Source organism: Streptomyces sp. 8N706 (genome assembly GCF_052245415.1).
GTDB lineage: Bacteria > Actinomycetota > Actinomycetes > Streptomycetales > Streptomycetaceae > Streptomyces.
The window spans coordinates 41468-57952 of record NZ_JBQQBW010000028.1 but is presented as its reverse complement, the minus strand read 5'-3'; the positions used below and the strand labels follow the sequence as shown (position 1 = coordinate 57952).

At 73.0% G+C, this 16485-nt stretch carries 13 protein-coding genes, 1 tRNA gene and 1 pseudogene; 6 read left to right on the top strand and 9 right to left on the bottom strand.

Annotation, left to right across the window (positions count from 1 at the left end):
- Window positions 1-332: 332 nt before the first annotated feature.
- From ACTWQE_RS13430 to ACTWQE_RS13400, 7 genes and pseudogenes are all read right to left on the bottom strand, one after another.
- A tRNA-Lys gene (locus ACTWQE_RS13430) sits at window positions 333-406 on the bottom strand.
- A gap of 53 nt (window positions 407-459) precedes the next feature.
- Window positions 460-1101 (bottom strand): bifunctional DNA primase/polymerase, encoded by a 642-nt coding sequence (locus ACTWQE_RS13425; RefSeq protein WP_443329133.1) that lies wholly within the window; start codon window positions 1099-1101, stop codon window positions 460-462.
- A 240-nt stretch (window positions 1102-1341) separates the two neighbouring features.
- On the bottom strand, window positions 1342-1710 hold the full coding sequence (locus ACTWQE_RS13420; RefSeq protein ID WP_443329132.1) for a hypothetical protein: 369 nt from the start codon (window positions 1708-1710) through the stop codon (window positions 1342-1344).
- 263 nt (window positions 1711-1973) lie between these two features.
- Complete coding sequence (locus tag ACTWQE_RS13415) at window positions 1974-3326, bottom strand: AAA domain-containing protein (RefSeq protein WP_443329151.1); 1353 nt, start codon at window positions 3324-3326, stop codon at window positions 1974-1976.
- A 41-nt stretch (window positions 3327-3367) separates the two neighbouring features.
- On the bottom strand, window positions 3368-5062 hold the full coding sequence (locus tag ACTWQE_RS13410) for a hypothetical protein (protein ID WP_443329131.1): 1695 nt from the start codon (window positions 5060-5062) through the stop codon (window positions 3368-3370).
- A 547-nt stretch (window positions 5063-5609) separates the two neighbouring features.
- Window positions 5610-6725, bottom strand: a pseudogene (locus ACTWQE_RS13405) (hypothetical protein); the annotation flags it as partial.
- The gene (locus tag ACTWQE_RS13400) at window positions 6649-7698 is read right to left on the bottom strand and encodes a phosphatase PAP2 family protein (protein ID WP_443329130.1); all 1050 of its coding nucleotides are present in this window, start codon (window positions 7696-7698) and stop codon (window positions 6649-6651) included. The gene ACTWQE_RS13400 and the pseudogene ACTWQE_RS13405, both read right to left, overlap by 77 nt.
- A 332-nt stretch (window positions 7699-8030) precedes the next feature.
- Here ACTWQE_RS13400 and ACTWQE_RS13395 point away from each other — a divergent pair, with 332 nt between their 5' ends.
- Entirely contained in the window at window positions 8031-8642 is a 612-nt protein-coding gene (locus ACTWQE_RS13395; RefSeq protein WP_443329129.1) for a histidine phosphatase family protein, read from the top strand.
- Window positions 8643-8811: 169 nt separating this feature from the next.
- Here the strand turns inward: ACTWQE_RS13395 and ACTWQE_RS13390 are convergent, their stop codons facing one another.
- Window positions 8812-10131 (bottom strand): hypothetical protein, encoded by a 1320-nt coding sequence (locus ACTWQE_RS13390; protein WP_443329128.1) that lies wholly within the window; start codon window positions 10129-10131, stop codon window positions 8812-8814.
- A 242-nt stretch (window positions 10132-10373) separates the two neighbouring features.
- On the opposite strand from ACTWQE_RS13390, the gene ACTWQE_RS13385 reads away from it, so the two are divergent.
- Both ACTWQE_RS13385 and ACTWQE_RS13380 read left to right on the top strand, forming a co-directional pair.
- Window positions 10374-10757 carry a hypothetical protein gene (locus tag ACTWQE_RS13385; RefSeq protein WP_443329127.1) on the top strand — a complete coding sequence of 128 codons (384 nt, stop codon included), beginning with the start codon at window positions 10374-10376 and terminating at the stop codon, window positions 10755-10757.
- A gap of 10 nt (window positions 10758-10767) precedes the next feature.
- The gene (locus tag ACTWQE_RS13380) at window positions 10768-11619 is read left to right on the top strand and encodes a spermidine synthase (RefSeq protein ID WP_443329126.1); all 852 of its coding nucleotides are present in this window, start codon (window positions 10768-10770) and stop codon (window positions 11617-11619) included.
- Between the two features lie 437 nt (window positions 11620-12056).
- On the opposite strand, the gene ACTWQE_RS13375 is transcribed toward ACTWQE_RS13380, so the two are convergent.
- Window positions 12057-12575 (bottom strand): hypothetical protein, encoded by a 519-nt coding sequence (locus ACTWQE_RS13375; RefSeq protein ID WP_443329125.1) that lies wholly within the window; start codon window positions 12573-12575, stop codon window positions 12057-12059.
- 74 nt (window positions 12576-12649) lie between these two features.
- On the opposite strand from ACTWQE_RS13375, the gene ACTWQE_RS13370 reads away from it, so the two are divergent.
- The 3 genes from ACTWQE_RS13370 to ACTWQE_RS13360 all read left to right on the top strand — a co-directional run bounded on the left by ACTWQE_RS13370 (window position 12650) and on the right by ACTWQE_RS13360 (window position 16362).
- Window positions 12650-13333: a response regulator transcription factor gene (locus tag ACTWQE_RS13370; RefSeq protein WP_443329124.1), complete on the top strand. Its 684-nt coding sequence runs from the start codon at window positions 12650-12652 to the stop codon at window positions 13331-13333.
- Complete coding sequence (locus ACTWQE_RS13365) at window positions 13330-14763, top strand: ATP-binding protein (RefSeq protein WP_443329123.1); 1434 nt, start codon at window positions 13330-13332, stop codon at window positions 14761-14763. The genes ACTWQE_RS13370 and ACTWQE_RS13365 overlap by 4 nt, the downstream gene beginning before the upstream one ends.
- A 108-nt stretch (window positions 14764-14871) precedes the next feature.
- Window positions 14872-16362, top strand: a complete 1491-nt coding sequence (locus ACTWQE_RS13360; protein ID WP_443329122.1) for a cellulose binding domain-containing protein — start codon at window positions 14872-14874, stop codon at window positions 16360-16362.
- Window positions 16363-16485: the final 123 nt, after the last annotated feature.

The window sequence follows — 16485 nt, the reverse complement described above, 5'->3', positions numbered from 1 at the left end:
GGGCTGCCTTGAGGGGACGGGCGCCGTGGCGACGTTGGACCGCTGTGGCGAGGTCGGACTGACGAGGTCGGACGGTCGCGCCGGTTGAGACATGGGCCACCGCGGAGGCCCCCGCGGTGGTGACAGCGGGAGACGGCGGGGGCGGCCCTGAGGATTTCGGCGGGGGCGCGGGGGGACGAGCCGTCCCGGGGCGGGCCGCACCGCCGGGAACGTCGGCGGAGGGCGGCCCCGACGCCCGAGCCGGGCCCGAGACGGCCCCAAGGGCCCAGAAATGACGAAAGGCTTTCTCGCAGAAGCGAGAAAGCCCAGGTCAACAGCGATTCAACCGTAAGTGCGCCGCCAGGGACTCGAACCCCGGACCCGCTGATTAAGAGTCAGCTGCTCTAACCAACTGAGCTAGCGGCGCCTGACGTGGAAGACATTAGCATCCGGATCCGGCGGATCAAAAATCGATAATTCTCAGCCCGGTGCGAGGGCCGGTTCAGCCGTCCTGCGGCGGTCGTCCGCCCCACCGCCATCGCTGCGAGCTGCATGGACGATCGCCCAGAGCAGCACCTCCGTACCCGGCAGCCAGGGGTGCCGGACCTCCGGAGCGACCAGCCAGCGCGAGGGCCCGCGCTCCGTGCTCCTCCGCGGCACGCCCGGTGACGGCCCGGCCGACGGAGGCACGGTCACCGCGTCGCCCGCGCCGTGGTAGAGGAACGGCGGTACGGCCTCGCTCCCCTCCCCCCACTCCAGGAGCGCGGGCAGTCGCTGCGCCGTACCAGGAGCGGCGAAGAGCAGCATCCGGGCCCGATGGACCGACACCGGCCCGGAGCCGGGGCCCTCGGCCCACAACCGGTCCAGCATCCGCCGGCCGAAGACCGCCGGGACGTTGAGCACGTCGAACGTGGTGCCACAGGGCAGCACACCGGGAGCGGTGGGATGCTCCGTCCAGAGGGCGAGCACGCTGCGGGGGAACGGATCGGCCGAGGCGAGCCACTGGGCTCCGGCGCTGGTCACGTGGGCTGCCGCGGGGCGGGGCTCAGCGGCGCGGGCGGCGCAGAGGCCCGGGCGCCGGTGGGAGTCGGAGTGCCGGGCGTCCCGCTGCCAGTGGTTCATGGGGAAACAACTACCGCGTGAAGCCATGCCGCGACCGGTGAATGGTGGAAACCGGGACAGGGCGGGGCGTGGTGGGGTACCTTCCGCACGCGCCGTACGCCGTGGCCCCGCTCTTTGGTGAGCGGCCGCAGCGTGCTTCCTGCGCATAGGCGCTCGGCTGGGTTGCAGGACAAAACGGACCCACCGGGATGAACCGCGGACCGACTGCCCCGCACCGCCCGAGGCGGCGGTCCGCCTGCGTCAGGGCGCTGCCGAACCGCCGTTCCGCAGCAGATCCCGACCGAACTCGATCATCCTCATCGTGTAGTCCTCGCTCCAGTCCGCCCGCTCCGCGATCAGGGCCACGGGCAGCCGGTCGAAGCGCTGGGGGTCCGCGAGCTGCGCCGCCGCGATCGCCTGGTACTCGGTCGCCCGGTCGGCGGCCTCGCGGAACGCCAGCGTCAGCTCGGTGGAACGGCTCAGCAGCTCCTGTGGATCGTCGATCGACTCCAGGTCGAAGAAGTGCTCGTCGTCCTCGACCACGTCCGCGGGTTCGAAGATCAGTGCCGCGGGACGCAGCCGGCGCTTCGCGTCGTCCGCCTGATGGTGAGCCGACCCCGGCTCCGACATGGAACTACCTCCACCGTTCTCGGATAACACTGTCCGTCGTCCTCCATTGTCCCGCGCCTGGCAAGTCACCCGCGGCCGCGCCGCCGCCTCGTACCAGGGGCCGCCGTGCCGTACGCCGGAGTCGTACCCGGGCCCCTCCCAGCGCGCAGCGCCGGGGTGTCCTGGGCCGAAGGCCGGGGGAATGCCCCGGCTTTGGCCCTCCGCGCCACCGTCCCATGGAGCCCGGAGCGCCGCGTGGTTTGGCGTGGCCCGGCACGAGTGCCCTAGCCACGCCAGGTCACCCGGTGCTCCGCGAGGTGCGAGAGCACCGCGTGATTCGCCTCCCAGCCGTCCGGGAATTTCACCGTCACCCCGAGCTGGACCGGTTCCGTGGACGGGTGATCGTCCAGCAGCCGGGTCACCCCTGCACGGCACACCACGACGCACGCGTGCCGATGGCGCGACGCCAGCACGCACAGCCGCCCCGTCTCCAGATGGAACGCCGTGGCGTCCGGCCGCCCCGACAGCGGATGCAGGACCACCGTCACATCGAACTCCCGGCCCTGCAGCCGGTTCGCCGTATCCACCGCCACACCCGGCACACCGAGCCCGGCCAGCGCAGCGCGTACGGCGGCCGCCTGGTCGCGGTGCGCGGTGCCGACCGCGACCCGGTCCGCCGTGAGCGGTACGGCGTCCGGAGACCGCTCGCCGTATGCCGCCCCGCCCCGGTCCAGGAGCCGCCGCACCACCTGCGCCACGGCTTGTACGGCCTCGGGGTCCGTCCGGGGGGTGTTCCGGGCGGGCAGCTCCAGCAGGCCCCAGCCGGACTCGGCGGCCTCGTCCAGGACCCGGTCCGCCGCCGAGCCGTCCGACGGCACACCGAAGGACAGCCGACGGTCGCCGTGGCCGGTGCCGCTGCGGAAGGGCGTATACGGATAGAAGGCGTCCGATACGAGCGGCGCGGCGGACGCGGGGAGCCGCCAGGACACCGGCAGGCGGTGCTGGGGGAGGTCGGGGTTGTGGGCCAGCAGGGTGCTCACCGCGCTCGCCGACGGGTCGTACGAAAGCCCCGCCCACTGCTCGGCGCCCACCACGCTGAACGGGTCGAGCTGTCCCGGGTCGCCGACGAACAGCGCCCGCTCGAAGAGCCCCGCCACGGCCAGCAGCGCGTCCGAGCGCATCTGGTACGCCTCGTCGACGATCGCGTGCCGCCACGGCTCGACGTTCCTGGTGTGCGCCCACTTCGCCGCGGTCGAGATGACGACGTCGAGACCGGCCAGGTCGGCGGCCTTGGCGGAGGTGCGGACGGACGGGTGCTGGTCGAGGACCGGGTCGTACGGGCTGGGGTCACTGCTGTGCAGACGGCCCACCGGGAGGTCCGGCTCGGCCGTCGCCAGCCGGTCGACCAGATCGTCCACTTGGGCGTTGGTCTGTGCGACCACCATGAGCGGGCGGCCCGCGGCGGCCAGCTCCCGGGCGGCGCGGACCACGAGTGTCGACTTGCCCGCGCCGGGCGGGGAGTCGACGACGACGCCACGGTGCGGGCCGTGCAGTGTGTCGCGCAGGATCGCGTCCGTCGCCCGCGACGCGGCGGCCCCCGGATCGAACGCCTGGTCGCCCGGCCTCCCGCTGTTCAGGGCACCGTCGTGGGGCGAGACCTCTCCCCTCACCTCGTCGCTCACAGCACGTCCTCATCGGTCACCGGGTCGGGGGCTTCGGCTGTGGCCAGGAACGAGGGCGGCCCGCCGTGTGTCCATGGGGTCTCTTCCGGGTCCGGCAGCTCCGGCCCGCCGCGTGGCGCATGCTCGAACAGCGTCCAGCACACGCGGTCGCCCTTCTCCGGCACCGACCCCGGCTCCGGGACCTTGCCCCGCCCCATGCCCCCGGTCAACCGGACGACCAGCGCGCCCGGTTCGTATGACACGAACTCCGCCGTCTGTGTCCTGCCGTCCGCCGACGCGCGGTACACCTTCGCGCCCGCGGCCAGATGCGGCCGGTCGTCCGTACGGACCGTCACCAGCGGCCGCGGCCGCGGCACTTTGGCGTCGCTGTACGCCATCACCACGTCGGAGACCTCGCCCGCGAACGCCTCCCCGGTCAGCCGCCGGCCCGCCATGACCAGGGGGTCGTCCAGCGCCTCCTGCGCATCGAGCTGGGCCTGCGCCGTCTCCCGCGTCGCCAGCTTCTGGGCGGCGCTCACCGCGTCGTCCCGCTTGGGCTGGGGCGGCTCTCCGGCCCGGACACGGTCGCGATGGCCGGTGTACGACCAGCGGTCCCGCTTCCAGCGGTCCTCGACATGGCCGCCCTCGGGCAGGGCGCGCAGCAGATCCACTCCGCGCCACAGGGCGTCCCAGGTGGGACGCAGCTGGGAGGCGACGAGCTCGCGGATCTCGGCCTCGGCGCGGGCGACGGCGTTCCGCGCCTCTGCCGCACCGGCGGTCGTCGTACGCGCCGCGTCGGTACGGGCCGCTGCCGCGTCGGGCGCCTCCGAGCGGGTCCCTTCGGCGTCAGCTCCCTCGGTACGGGCACGTGCGCCACGAGCCTCTCCGGTACGGGCCGCTTCCGTGCGGGCCGCGTCGAACCGGGACATGGCCGGAGCGAGCAGCTTGTTGTCGAACACGGGGTCGGTGGCCGGACCCGCCGGCGGGCACAGCAGCAGCCCGTCCGCTCCGCGCTCCAGCTCCACCCGCAGCGCGGCGTCCGCGCCCGACTCGCCGTCCGGTGGGTCGATCCACGCCAGCAGCGCGCCCAGATGCTGGTCCTCCAGATTGCTCTGCCCGGTCGCCCAGTGACGGCCGAGAAGCTCGGTCAGCGAGAGCAGCAGTGAGGAGCCGGGGACGCGGGACCGCTCGCCGTAGTGCGTCAGCCAGCGGCCGAGCAGCGGCACGCGCGCGGGGGCGGGGTACGGGGTGTCGGGGTCCTGCTCGGCGGTGCGACGGAAGCGCATCGACCGCCCCAGCAGGCGTACGAACTCCACGCCCGCGGCGCTCGGGACCAGCAGCTGCGGAGCGTCCGAGCACAACTCCACCTCGACCGGCACCTTCTTGCCCGTCTCCGGGTCGGTCTCCTTGCGCTCCTCCGTCTCGACACCATCCGCGTAGGCGTCGAGGTACGGCAGCACGGCTTCCGCCAGGTCGGCCAGGAACGCGAACCTCAGGTCACGGTCGCGCGGCTGGGGAACGACGAGCAGCCGCGGCGCGTCGCGGTCCGTGCCGACCAGTGCTCCCAGGGGCGCGCCCGCCTCACCGGCGGTCGTCAGCGGCACGAAGGCGAACGGGCGGTCGGACAGATGCCGGTGGCGCACGGTCGCACGCGGCTGAGCCCGCCCGGCCCGGACGGCTTCCAGCCGTGCGAGCGTGTCGATCAGCGACACAGTGCCTCCTCGCCGGAGGGGCGCCGCTGCGGGCGCGCGGGGACCGGGTGGTCGGGCGGCGGCACGGGGGTGCCTCCCCGTGCCTCGGCGGAGGTGCGGAGCCGGAGACGTCCGGTGGGCCGGGTGGCGGGGCACGGCCGGAGGATCAGCCGCATGGCGTGCCCCCTTGCGCACCGGGCGAGTCCGACCTGCCGGAGGCGCACAGCGCTTCGGCGCGCAGGGCCGCCGCACGGCGGAGCGCATCGACGGCCGGGTCGACGGCTGCGCCCGCGGGACGGTCGACGGCCGGGCCCACGGTCGGGTTCACGCCCGGGTCGATGGCCGGGCCCACGGTCGGGTTCACGCCCGGGTCGATGGCCGGGCCCACGGTCGGGTTCACGCCCGGGTCGATGGCCGGGCCCACGGTCGGGTTCACGCCCGGGTCGATGGCCGGGGCCACGGTTGGGCCCGCCTCCGGGCGGGTCGGGTCACGCGTCAGGTCGGCGGCCGGACCGACGGCAGGGCGGGCGGCCCGGGCGCCGGAGTTCGCGCGCCCGTCGTCGTCCGCCGCCTCGCCGCCGTGCTCGCCGAGGGCCGCCGCGAGGACGGCCTCCACCGTGGTGAGGCCGCCCAGTTCGCCCCGCAGCCCACGGCCGAGCGTCTCCACAGCGCCCTCCGCGCGAGACCGGGCCCGGCAGTGGAAGGCCAGTTCGCAAGCGGCCAGGCACTCCGGGGCGTACGTCGCCCCGACCGCGTCGACGGCCGTGGCCAGCTCCTCCGCCGGCCGGGTCGGTGTCCTGCCGTCGTCGGCGAGACGCAGGGCGAACGTGGTGCCTTCCGGCAGCCCGGCGGCGATCTCCTCGATCCTCGTCAGCCGGGCCAGCTGCCGCCGGGTGACGGACAGTTGCTTACGCACGTCCACCGGCTCTGCGGTGGGAAGGTTGGAGAAGTCCCTGGGGCAGACCAGCAGCACGGAGTGGAGTACACGGGCAGCGCTGGGCACTTCGTCGACCGTATCCGCCAGGCGTTCGAGGGCGAGGACGTATACGGCCGCCTGCCGCGCCGCCGCGCCCACCTTGGCCGCGTCGGCCGCGCCGTCCACCACGGGGAAGGACTTGACCTCCACGACCGTCCAGCGTCCGTCGGGGTGCACCACGACCGCGTCCGGCTCCAGATAGGCGGGGGAACCGGCCACGTCGAGCACCACCATGGGGTGGAACAGCAGCGCCCAGTCCTCGGCGGCCGTCGCCTCCGCCAGGGCGAGCCGGGTACGGGCCGCGCGGCCCTCGGGGCCTGCCGCCGTCAGATCGGGGACGTGCACTTTGCCCGGTACGGGCGCGGGGTCGCCGTCGCCCAGGCGTTCGTACAGCAGTCGCAGCAGCTCCGCGCCCCCGTCCGCCCGCACCCGCGCCTCGAAGGCATTGCCGCGGACAATGGCGAACTGGGACTGGCCGAAAGTCGTCGGGGAGCCCAGCGCCCGTGCGAGCGCGGCCTTGTCCACCCCGGCCCCGTCCAACAACGCGCGCCGGCGGCAGCCGGGGTTGGCGGCGAGCGCGGCGAGGGCCCGGGCGTCGAGCGGGTGCGGCGGCGCGGTGGGCCCGCGGAGCTCAGCGAGCCGCTGCCGGAGCGCCGTCCCCGGCTGTGGCAGGGCCTGCGGTGGCACCGCCGTCGGGGCGGCTGCCACGGCTCGGCTGTCGAGGGATCCGTTCACCCGCCGAAGTCTCGCATCCGCCACCGACAATCGTGGCCGTTCCGCTTCCCGAAGCCTCGCTCCGGGCCGCCGCCCCAGTCGGCGCCGCGGCCGGAGAGCCGACCGGGGACATGGCAACGGCCGGGGATATAGCGGGAGCGGGGCGCCCGCCGGTCCGCTCCGGCAGCCGCTCCCGCAGATGGTCGCGCAGGCGGTCGGTGAGGCGCAGGGCGGGGCGTGCCAGCAGCAGCCCGAGGCCCATGACGGCCACGCCGGCCACCGCGTCGAGGAAGTAGTGGTTCGCGGTCCCCATCACCACGATCGTGGTGATCAAGGGGTAGGCGACAGCGGCGGCCCTCGCCGGCGCGGACCGGCCGTGCCGCCAGAGCATCACACCGCACCACAGCGCCCAGCCGACGTGCAGGCTCGGCATCGCGGCGTACTGGTTGGTGAGCCCGCCGAGCCCGCGCGGCGCGCTGGCCTCACCGCCCCACCAGCCGTACTGGCCGTACTGCGCCATGGTGTCCACGAAGCCGTGTCCGGCGTCGAGCAGGCGGGGCGGACAGGTCGGAAGGAGAGTGAAGCCGAGCAGCCCCAGGAAGGTCGAGACCATCAGCCACGTGCGGGCGACCCGGTAGCTCGCCGGCCGGCGCTTCCACAGCCAGACGAGGATCGCGGGCGTCACCAGGTAGTGGAGCGAGGCGTACGCGAAGTCGGAGGGTATGCCTATGGAGGGGTACGCGGTGAACACCCGGTTGAGCGGGTGTTCGGCGTTCAGGCCCAGATGCTGTTCTAAGCGCAGTATCGCCAGGCCGTGGTCGACGGCGGTGGAGACGTCCCCCCGCGCCAGCAGCCGCCCCGCCGAGTATGCGCCGTACACCAGGGCGATCAGCGGCAGTTCGGTCCACCAGCGGTGCCGGCTGCCCTCTTCTCTTCCGGTGCGGTGCGCGGGCGCATTCTGTGGCATCCGGACGCTCTCCAAGTGTTAAGGCGGCCAACAGGCGCGGTTCAACCGTACGGTGTATGTGACGGCAGACACACACCACCTCCGGTGCTTCGCAGCACTGCCTTCGCCTGTTGTTGAGGCGCCTGTCGGTCGGTGATCGGCAGCTGCGCGCAGGAAGACGCCAAGATCGGTCAACAGGTTGCTCGTCGATCGTTTGCGCGATGATGGGAGCGAGAGGTCGGTTCCTGCCGCGCAAGATCCGTCGGCAGCCGTCGCGTCCGTTGCGTCCGTCGCGAACGATCGTGCGTCCAGGATCGGCCGTTCGGAACCGCACGCTCGGCGAGAGGTCCGCCATGGCTCCCCGCATCCTGCTGGCACGGCACGGACAGACGGCATGGTCGCTGTCCGGCAGACATACGGGGCGGACGGACGTCCCGCTCCTCGAGGAAGGGCGACAGGGCGCGAAGCTGCTGGGAGAGCGGCTGCACCGGCCCCCGTTCGACGGACTGCCGGGCGCGGAGATCCGTACGAGCCCGCTGGTACGGGCCTCGGAGACCTGTGAGCTGGCCGGGTTCGGGGACCGCGCGGAGCCGTGGGACGCGTTGATGGAGTGGGACTACGGCGCGTACGAGGGACTGGCCCAGGACCAGATCCAGGACCGGCGGCCCGGGTGGTTCATCTGGCGCGACGGGGTGCCGGAGGGCGAGAGCCTGGACCAGCTCGCCCGGCGTGCGGACGCCGTGGTGGAGTGGGCGCGCTCGGCCGACCGCGATGTGCTGGTCTTCGCGCACGGCCACATTCTGCGGGCGGTGGGAGCGCGCTGGCTGGGGCAGGAGGTCTCGTTCGCGGCCCGGATCAGACTGAACCCGGCGTCGTTGTCGGTGCTGGGGTGGGCTTACGGGGAGACGGCGATCGAGGCCTGGAACGAGACGGGGCACCTCGCCGGCGGGGCCGCTCCGCGGTAGCCCGCGCCGGACGGGCCGCTCCACGCGCCGCCCGGCGGGACCGCGGGGTGGCCCCGTGTGCTTCCGGCCCGGCCTGCCCGCGGCCCCTGGGGCGTCCGGCCGGGCTTCCGCCACCGGCCCACCGGGCCCGTGGCGAAGCCCGGCCGTACGCCGGATGGTGTGTGACGGTTCAGCGCCCGTGACGGTCCAGGAAGGCCGCGACGGGGGCCGTGTGGGCATGGGGGCGCAGGACCTGCGCCGTGCTGTCGAGTATCGCCCGGATACGGGAGGACTGGACCTGTTCCAACAGTGCCAGGACACGTTGGCCCGCGTGCGCCGCTTCCTCCGGGGCGCCGCCTCGGGCGAGGTTTCCCGCCAGTTCCGCCGTGAAGAGGGCCGTGTTGCGGGCGAAATGCGGGTTCTGGAGAGCCACCGCCCGGCGCGCGTGGTCCGCCGCCCGCTTCCACTGCCCCAGTGCCGACCAGCACTGCGCCTCGAGCCCTTCCAGCTCGGCCTCGCCGTAGAAGGACATCCACTCCGGATCGGCGTCCGAGGTACCGCGTCCGAAGAACGAGTGGGCACGCAGCAGTGACGCCTCGCAGCTCCGGCGGTCGCCGAGGCCTGCCCAGCCCCCCGCCTCGCGCAGAGCCAGGAGGGACTGGAGCCGGTGGGACGAGAGGGGGGCGGCGGCGCGCTGGCCGGCCTGCGCGGCTCTTATGGCCTCGCGCGGACGCCCGGCGTCGCGCGCGAGGAAGGCGCTGTTGCAGAAGGCATGGGCCTCCAGCGCGGGATCCCCCGCGACGCGGGAGGTCGCGAGAGCCTCGGCGTAGTGCGAGCGGGCATCGGCGAGGCGCCCCGAATCGTGGGCCAACCACCCGACGGAGATGGCGAGTTCGCCCGCCCCGGCGTGCAGGCGGTCGGCCGTCGACTGTCTCCGCGTGCCCGCGTCGAGCAGGGCGTAGGCGTTGCGCAGCGGCTGGGCCGCGCGGCGGTAGAGGCCGTCGGCGCCGTGCCGGTCGTCGAGCACCCGGATGCGGCGTACGGCCTCCTCGACGGCCGCCGCCTCGGACTCTCCGGGGCGGTGATGCGGGCGGGCGGGGCCGAGCCCCAGAGAGGCCGCCATGGCGGCCGGGCCGCCGGTCATGAATGCGCGACGCAGCACGTCGCTCTCCTCGTCAGTGTCGGCTGGTTCGTACTCGGGTGGTGGCGCGCCGCGCCCCTTCCGTCCGCGCACCGTCTCTCGTGGCGAGAAACCCATGTCCCCGAGCGAACGCCCGGGGAACATGTGCCGGAAGACCCGCTCGTAGGCGTAGTTGGGGCAGCGGATCTCACCGGACTCCACCCGCCCGATGTAGCGGGCGTCGCAGGAGACCTGCTCTCCGATGTCCCGGGCCGCACGACGCACGGCCGCGGCGAACTCCCCCGGTGACAGCGGGCCGCGCAGGTGCCGGAAGGCCGTGTTCGGCCGCCGGGCGGCGGGGACTCCCGAGGACGCTGGTGGCGACGCCATGGCCGAGCCCTCTTCTTCTGGCGGTGCTGCCGCCCGGTGAGGGGCGGCTTTCGGCGGGGCACGACCGTACCGTTTGTGACAAGGTCGATACGCAGGGTTTGGCTACAAACGGGATATCTCACCCACGATCCGCCATGAACTGCCATCCTTTGCGGCGGCGTGCCGCCGTAGCCGTTGACGCCGTGGGGCGTTGAACACTGCGGAGATGAGCGACCGGACTCACTCCGGAGGAGGGGTTTCTCGTGTTGGAGGCCTGCGTGGACATCAGCGGCTCGGCTCACGACGCCGATCTCGTCACCGTCCCGGCCCGTCAGGGCCTCGAGGCGGTGGACATTCTGCGGCGCGGCGTGGGGATGCCCGGCGTCGGGCCGGTGCTCCACGACGGCTCGTGCGACACCCTCGGCTTTCTGGTGCCTCCCGGTACCGCGGACGGCTGGGATCTGCCGGGCAGCGCCTGCACCAGGACACTGGGGCGCGGGCGGACTCCCGGCGGTGAGCCGCCGGTCGCCGGCACCGGCTGGCTCGTCCCCCCGGTCGGCGACGGCGATGTCACCGACCCGGTCATGCTCCGCGAGGCGCTGGGCGAGGCCGCCCGTATGATCGAGGCCGCCGACCGCTGTCGCTGATACTGGAGGCATGGCGAGACGACGGCGTGGAGTTTCCGAACCGGTCACCGAGGAGGTGGACGGCGGCCTCGCCGAACTCGTCCCCGACCGCGACCGCCCGCGAGGCCGGACGCTGCTCGTCAACGGCGCCCCGCAGTCCCATGTCGACCTCGACGACCCCACCTTCCTCGACTTCGAATACCAGCGCCGGCTCGGCCATATCGCCGATCTCGCCGCGCCGCCCGGCAGACCGCTGCACGCCGTGCACCTGGGTGGCGGTGCCTTCACCCTCGGCCGTTACATCGCGGCGACCCGGCCCCGCTCCACCCAGCAGATCGTGGAGTTGGACGCCCGTCTCGTCCAACTCGTACGGCGTGAGCTGCCCTTGGAGAGCGGCTGGCGGATACGCGTACGGAGCGGCGACGCCCGTGAGGGGCTGGGGAAGATTCCCGACGGCTGGGCCGGGCTGGTGATAGCGGATGTCTTCGGCGGGCGCCGTACGCCCGCGCATCTGACGAGCGTGGAGTTCGCCGGGGAAGTGCGCCGGGCCCTGGGACCGGGCGGTTTCTACGCCGTGAACCTCGCCGACGGGCCGCCGCTCTCCCATCTCCGCGCCCAGATCGCCACGGTACGAGCCGTGTTCCCCGAGGTGTGTCTCGTGGCCGATCCGGCCGTGCTGCGGGGGCGGCGCTTCGGCAACGCCGTCCTGCTCGCCTCCGACCGGCAGCTGCCGGTCGCGGAGCTGACGCGCCGGGCAGCCGGGGATCCGCACCCGGGCCGGGTCGAACACGGGCGGGCGCTGGTGGACTTCACGGGCGGGGCCCGGCCGGTGACCGACGCGGGGGCGCAGCCGTCGCCCGTACCGCCGGAGGATGTCTTCTAGGGCGGGTTTCGAAAGTAGCGCCGTCCGCCCGAAGGGCGGGGGTCGCGGCGGCTGGTGCGTGCGATCGCAAGGCGGTGGGGGTACCCCCGGCCGGAGGCTGGGGGAGGTCGTCCTCGTACTGGGCGTACTCGGACGAGCCCGACAACGCAGCGAGCGTGCGTGCCAGGCGTCGCGGGCCTGGGGGCACCTCCCGGACGGAGTCTGGGGGAGGGACTTTCGAAACACGCCCTAGAGGCCGTCGGGCTGGCGGCGAGGTGAGCCGGCGCGGTCGGCTGCAGGCCGGCGGATCGGCCTCCGGGGTCCCCGAGTCGAAGGCCGGGGGAGGGCCTGGTCGATCGGGCACCGCGGCTGGGGGCACTTCCCCCCGCCTCCGGCCGGGGGAGGTAGCTGGGGGAGGCCGGGCCCGGCAGCGGCGGGCACAGTTCGCCGACGCGGCGTCAGCGGCTCGTCTGCACCGTGGGGGGATGGCCGTTCCAGGTGCAGAACACGGACGTCGTCTCCGCGCCCGCGGTGAAGTCCACCCGGATCCACTCGGGTTGCTTCCAGACCTGCATCCGCCAGCCCGCCTCCGGAGTCGCCGAGACCAGACTCGCCGAGGACCGGCCGAGGTCGAACACCACCCGCCCACCCTCCACCGGGTAGCTCTTCACGTTCCCCGCGGCCGGGGCGGGCGATTTCCGCGTGGGCCGGGGAGTGGGTTTCGCGGGGGTGCTCGACGGCTTGCGCGACGTCGGGGCCGAGGGAGAGGGCGACTTCGGGCGATGCGTGGACGAGGACTGGGCTTCCGCCTCGCCGCTGCGTACGGTCGTGTCGCCCTGAAGGGGGAGCGCGCGCGGCGGATCGTAGGCCGTGCCCGCGAGCACGGTGTGGACGCCCCACCACGACAGCGTGACGGCAGCGCCCGTGGCGAGCGACCAAGCTGCGGCGTGAATGAGTCCTCGTTGCATCTGGCTCATACTGCCCCATGCGCGCGTGCGGTGGGATGAAGTGTGCAGGACGATCATCATTCCCATGGCGTACGGTGCCGCCCATGGCAAGTGTGCTCGTGGTCGAGGACGACCAGTTCGTGCGTTCCGCCCTCATCCGGCACCTGACCGAGGCCTCCCACACCGTACGGAGCGTCGGCACGGCCCTGGAGGCGTTGCGCGAGGTGGCGCACGTCGGATTCGACGTCGTCATCCTCGATCTGGGCCTTCCCGACCTCGATGGTTCGGAGGCCCTGAAGATGCTGCGCGGCATCACCGACGTCCCGGTGATCATCGCCACCGCGCGCGACGACGAGGCGGAGATCGTCCGGCTGTTGCACGCCGGGGCTGACGACTACCTGGTCAAGCCGTTCTCGGTCGAGCATCTGTCCGCCCGTATGGCCGCGGTGCTGCGTCGTTCACGCTCGGGGGCCGAGTCGCCGCCCAGCGTGATCCGCGTCGGCGGGCTGACGATCGATCCGATGCGGCGTCAGGCGGAGTTGGGCGGGGTCTCCCTGGATCTCACCCGCCGTGAGTTCGACCTACTGGCGTTCCTGGCCGGGCGGCCGGGTGTGGTCGTACCGCGGCGGGAGCTGCTGGCCGAGGTGTGGCAGCAGTCCTACGGCGACGACCAGACCATCGACGTCCATCTGTCCTGGCTGCGCCGGAAGTTGGGCGAGACGGCCGCCAGCCCGCGCTATCTGCACACACTGCGCGGAGTCGGGGTCAAGCTGGAGCCGCCGTCATGAGGTGGGCCCTGGTCAAGGTGAGCCTGGCCATCACCACCATGGTCGTTCTGGCGTTCGCCGTACCGCTCGGGCTCGTCGTCAAGGAGATGGCGCGCGACCGGGCGTTCTCCAACGCCGAGCGGCAGGCCGCCACCATCGGCCCGGCCCTCGCCATCACCACCGACCGCCCGCAGTTGCTGCGCGCGGTCGCCAGCACCACGGCCGGCGCCGAGGGCCGGATGGCCGTCCATGTACCACCCGCCGACGGGCGGGCGGGGGCGGGCGGCGCGGTGGAGATCGGTGAACGGCGGGCGACCGAGGAGGAGCTGGCGACGGCGACCCGGCTGGGCCGTGCCTCCATCGCGTCCGTCCCCGGCGGGTTCGCGCTGCTCCAGCCGACGGCCGTCGGGACCGGCAAGGTCGCCGTCGTCGAGGTGTTCGTGCCCTACGGCGAGGTCACCAACGGCGTCAGCACCGCCTGGCTGGTGCTCGCCGTGGTCGGCCTCGCGCTGGTCGTCGGCTCGGTCGCGATCGCGGACCGGCTCGGGACCCGGATGGTCCGCCCCACCGAGGAACTGGCCGAAGCCGCCCAGGACCTCGGCGAGGGAAAGCTCGGCGCGCGCGTGCCCGAGGAGGGCCCCGCCGAACTGCGGGCGGCCGCGATCGCCTTCAACTCCATGGCCGACCAGGTGGTACAGCTGCTCGCCAACGAACGGGAGCTGGCCGCCGACCTCTCCCACCGGCTGCGTACCCCGCTGACCGTGCTGCGGCTCAACGCCGCCTCCCTGGGCGACGGTCCGGCCGCCGACCAGACCCGGGCGGCCGTCGCCCAGCTGGAGAGCGAGGTCGACCGGATCATCCGCACCGCGCGCGACCAGAAGCCGCAGACCCAGAGCCCTCTCGCCGGCTGTGACGCATCCGAAGTGATCCGTGAGCGGATGGCCTTCTGGTCCGCGCTCGCGGAGGACGAGGGCCGTACGGTACGGCTCGCGGGCGTCGAACGCCCCGTACGGATTCCTGTCGCGCGCCCCGAACTCGCCGCCGCTCTCGACGCGATGCTCGGCAATGTCTTCCGGCACACCCCTGAGGGCACCGCCTTCGCCGTGGATGTGCACACCGCGGACGACGCGGTGATCGTGCTCGTCTCGGACGCGGGGCCCGGCATCGAGGACCCGGACGCGGCGCTGCGCCGGGGGCAGGGCGACGGCAGGCCCGGCTCGACCGGGCTCGGGCTGGACATCGTGCGCCGGCTCGCGGAATCCACCGGTGGGGACGTACGGATCGGACGCTCGGTGCTCGGTGGTACGGAGGTGCGGGTCTGGCTCGCCCTCGGCGGAAGGCGGCCCTCCATGGGGCGCCGGGGACACCGGATCGCCCGGCAGAGCCGCCAACCGGGCCGTCCACGGGCTGCTTTGGCCTCCACGATTAATCGTCGCCGATCCCGTCCTTAAGGGCGCCATAAGAAGTCGGCCACCCGGGTCGATCTTGGCTTTTGTCCGTTTCCCGCTCGCTAGCGTGCTCACGCACCCACCCCCCGTACGACAGAGGCAGGCACGCGGATGAGCAGGACGCACCGGCGCACGATGAGCCGCAGGACCAAGATGATCGGCGCGATCGTGACCGCGGCCGCGGTGAGCGGCGGCGCGTTCGTGATTGCCGGGGCGGCACAGGCCGCCTCAGTCGGCGCGGCGTACACCAAGACGAGTGACTGGGGCGGCGGCTACACCGGGCAGTACGTCATCACCAACGACTCGGACAAGGCTCTGAAGGGCTGGACGCTGGAGTTCGACCTGCCGGCCGGGACGAAGCTCAGCTCGCTGTGGAACGCCAAGCACACCGCCGACGGGCAGCACATCACGGTGAAGCCGGCCGCCTGGAGCGATGAGATAGCCCCGGGCAAGTCGGTGACCGTCGGGTTCGTCGCCACCTCGGTCGCGAAAGCGGCCGGCCCCAAGGGCTGTCTGATCAACAACGTGAAGTGTTCGGCCGACGACGGCGCCACCCCGGAGCCGAGCGGCCGCCCGACGAGGACCGCTGAGCCGACGGCCACCCCCTCGCCGACGAAGAAACCGACGGCGGAGCCCACGCAGACGGCCGAGCCCACGGCCACCGTGTCCCCGAGCCAGACCTCCCAGCCGGGCTCGGGCACCGCGGCGGGCAAGGGCTTCGCCCCGTACATCGACACCTCGCTCCACCCCGCCTACGACATGGTGGACACCGCGAAGAAGACCGGGGTGAAGGAGTTCAACCTGGCCTTCATCACGTCCGGCGGCGGCTGCACCCCGAAATGGGGCGGGGTGACCGATGTGGACGGCAACGAGGTGGCCGCCCAGATAGGTGAACTCCGCAAGGCGGGCGGCGATGTGCGTGTGTCGTTCGGTGGTGCGGCCGGCTCCGAGCTGGGGGTGGCCTGCTCCTCGGCCCCCGAGCTGGCAGAGGCGTACGGCAAGGTCGTCGACACCTTCAAGCTGACCAAGGTCGACTTCGACATCGAGGGCGGCGCGCTGCCCGACGACGCGGCCAACACCCGCCGCGCCCAGGCCATCGCCGCGCTGCAGAAGAAGCACAGCGGCCTCGATGTGTCCTTCACCCTGCCGGTGCTGCCCTCCGGACTCACCCAGGACGGGGTGGACCTGGTCGCCGACGCCAAGAAGAACGGGGTCAAGATCTCCGCCGTGAACATCATGGCGATGGACTACGGGCCCGCGTTCAGCGGCGACATGGGCCAGTACGCGATCGAGGCGGCCACCGCCACGCAGGGTCAGATCAAGAGCGTCCTCGGTCTGTCGGACGCGGCCGCATGGAAGGCCGTCGCCGTCACCCCGATGATCGGCGTCAATGACGTCACGACCGAGATCTTCAAGGTCGAGGACGCCAAGCAGCTGGTGACGTTCGCCGAGTCCAAGAACCTGGGCTGGCTGTCGATGTGGTCCTCGACCCGCGACAAGCAGTGCCCCGGCGGCGAGAAGAACTCCGCCGACGCGACGTGCAGCTCGATCCTTCAGGACGAGCTGGCCTTCACCAAGGCCTTGGGTACGTACGGCGGCTGAAACCTCTTCGCATCCGAACCACCCCCACGAACCACCCCCCACAAGCCACCCCCACGAGCCACCCCCACGAGCCACTCCCCACAAGCCACCCCCCACGAGCGCGCCCCCGGCCGGGCCCCCAAC

Coding starts and splice junctions, on each gene's coding strand:
- ACTWQE_RS13365 (WP_443329123.1), top strand. CDS start 13,330: ATGAGGTGGGCCCTGGTCAAGGTGAGCCTGGCCATCACCACCATGGTC.
- ACTWQE_RS13375 (WP_443329125.1), bottom strand. CDS start 12,575: ATGAGCCAGATGCAACGAGGACTCATTCACGCCGCAGCTTGGTCGCTC.
- ACTWQE_RS13390 (WP_443329128.1), bottom strand. CDS start 10,131: ATGGCGTCGCCACCAGCGTCCTCGGGAGTCCCCGCCGCCCGGCGGCCG.
- ACTWQE_RS13400 (WP_443329130.1), bottom strand. CDS start 7,698: ATGCCACAGAATGCGCCCGCGCACCGCACCGGAAGAGAAGAGGGCAGC.
- ACTWQE_RS13360 (WP_443329122.1), top strand. CDS start 14,872: ATGAGCAGGACGCACCGGCGCACGATGAGCCGCAGGACCAAGATGATC.
- ACTWQE_RS13420 (WP_443329132.1), bottom strand. CDS start 1,710: ATGTCGGAGCCGGGGTCGGCTCACCATCAGGCGGACGACGCGAAGCGC.
- ACTWQE_RS13395 (WP_443329129.1), top strand. CDS start 8,031: ATGGCTCCCCGCATCCTGCTGGCACGGCACGGACAGACGGCATGGTCG.
- ACTWQE_RS13370 (WP_443329124.1), top strand. CDS start 12,650: ATGGCAAGTGTGCTCGTGGTCGAGGACGACCAGTTCGTGCGTTCCGCC.
- ACTWQE_RS13380 (WP_443329126.1), top strand. CDS start 10,768: ATGGCGAGACGACGGCGTGGAGTTTCCGAACCGGTCACCGAGGAGGTG.
- ACTWQE_RS13425 (WP_443329133.1), bottom strand. CDS start 1,101: ATGAACCACTGGCAGCGGGACGCCCGGCACTCCGACTCCCACCGGCGC.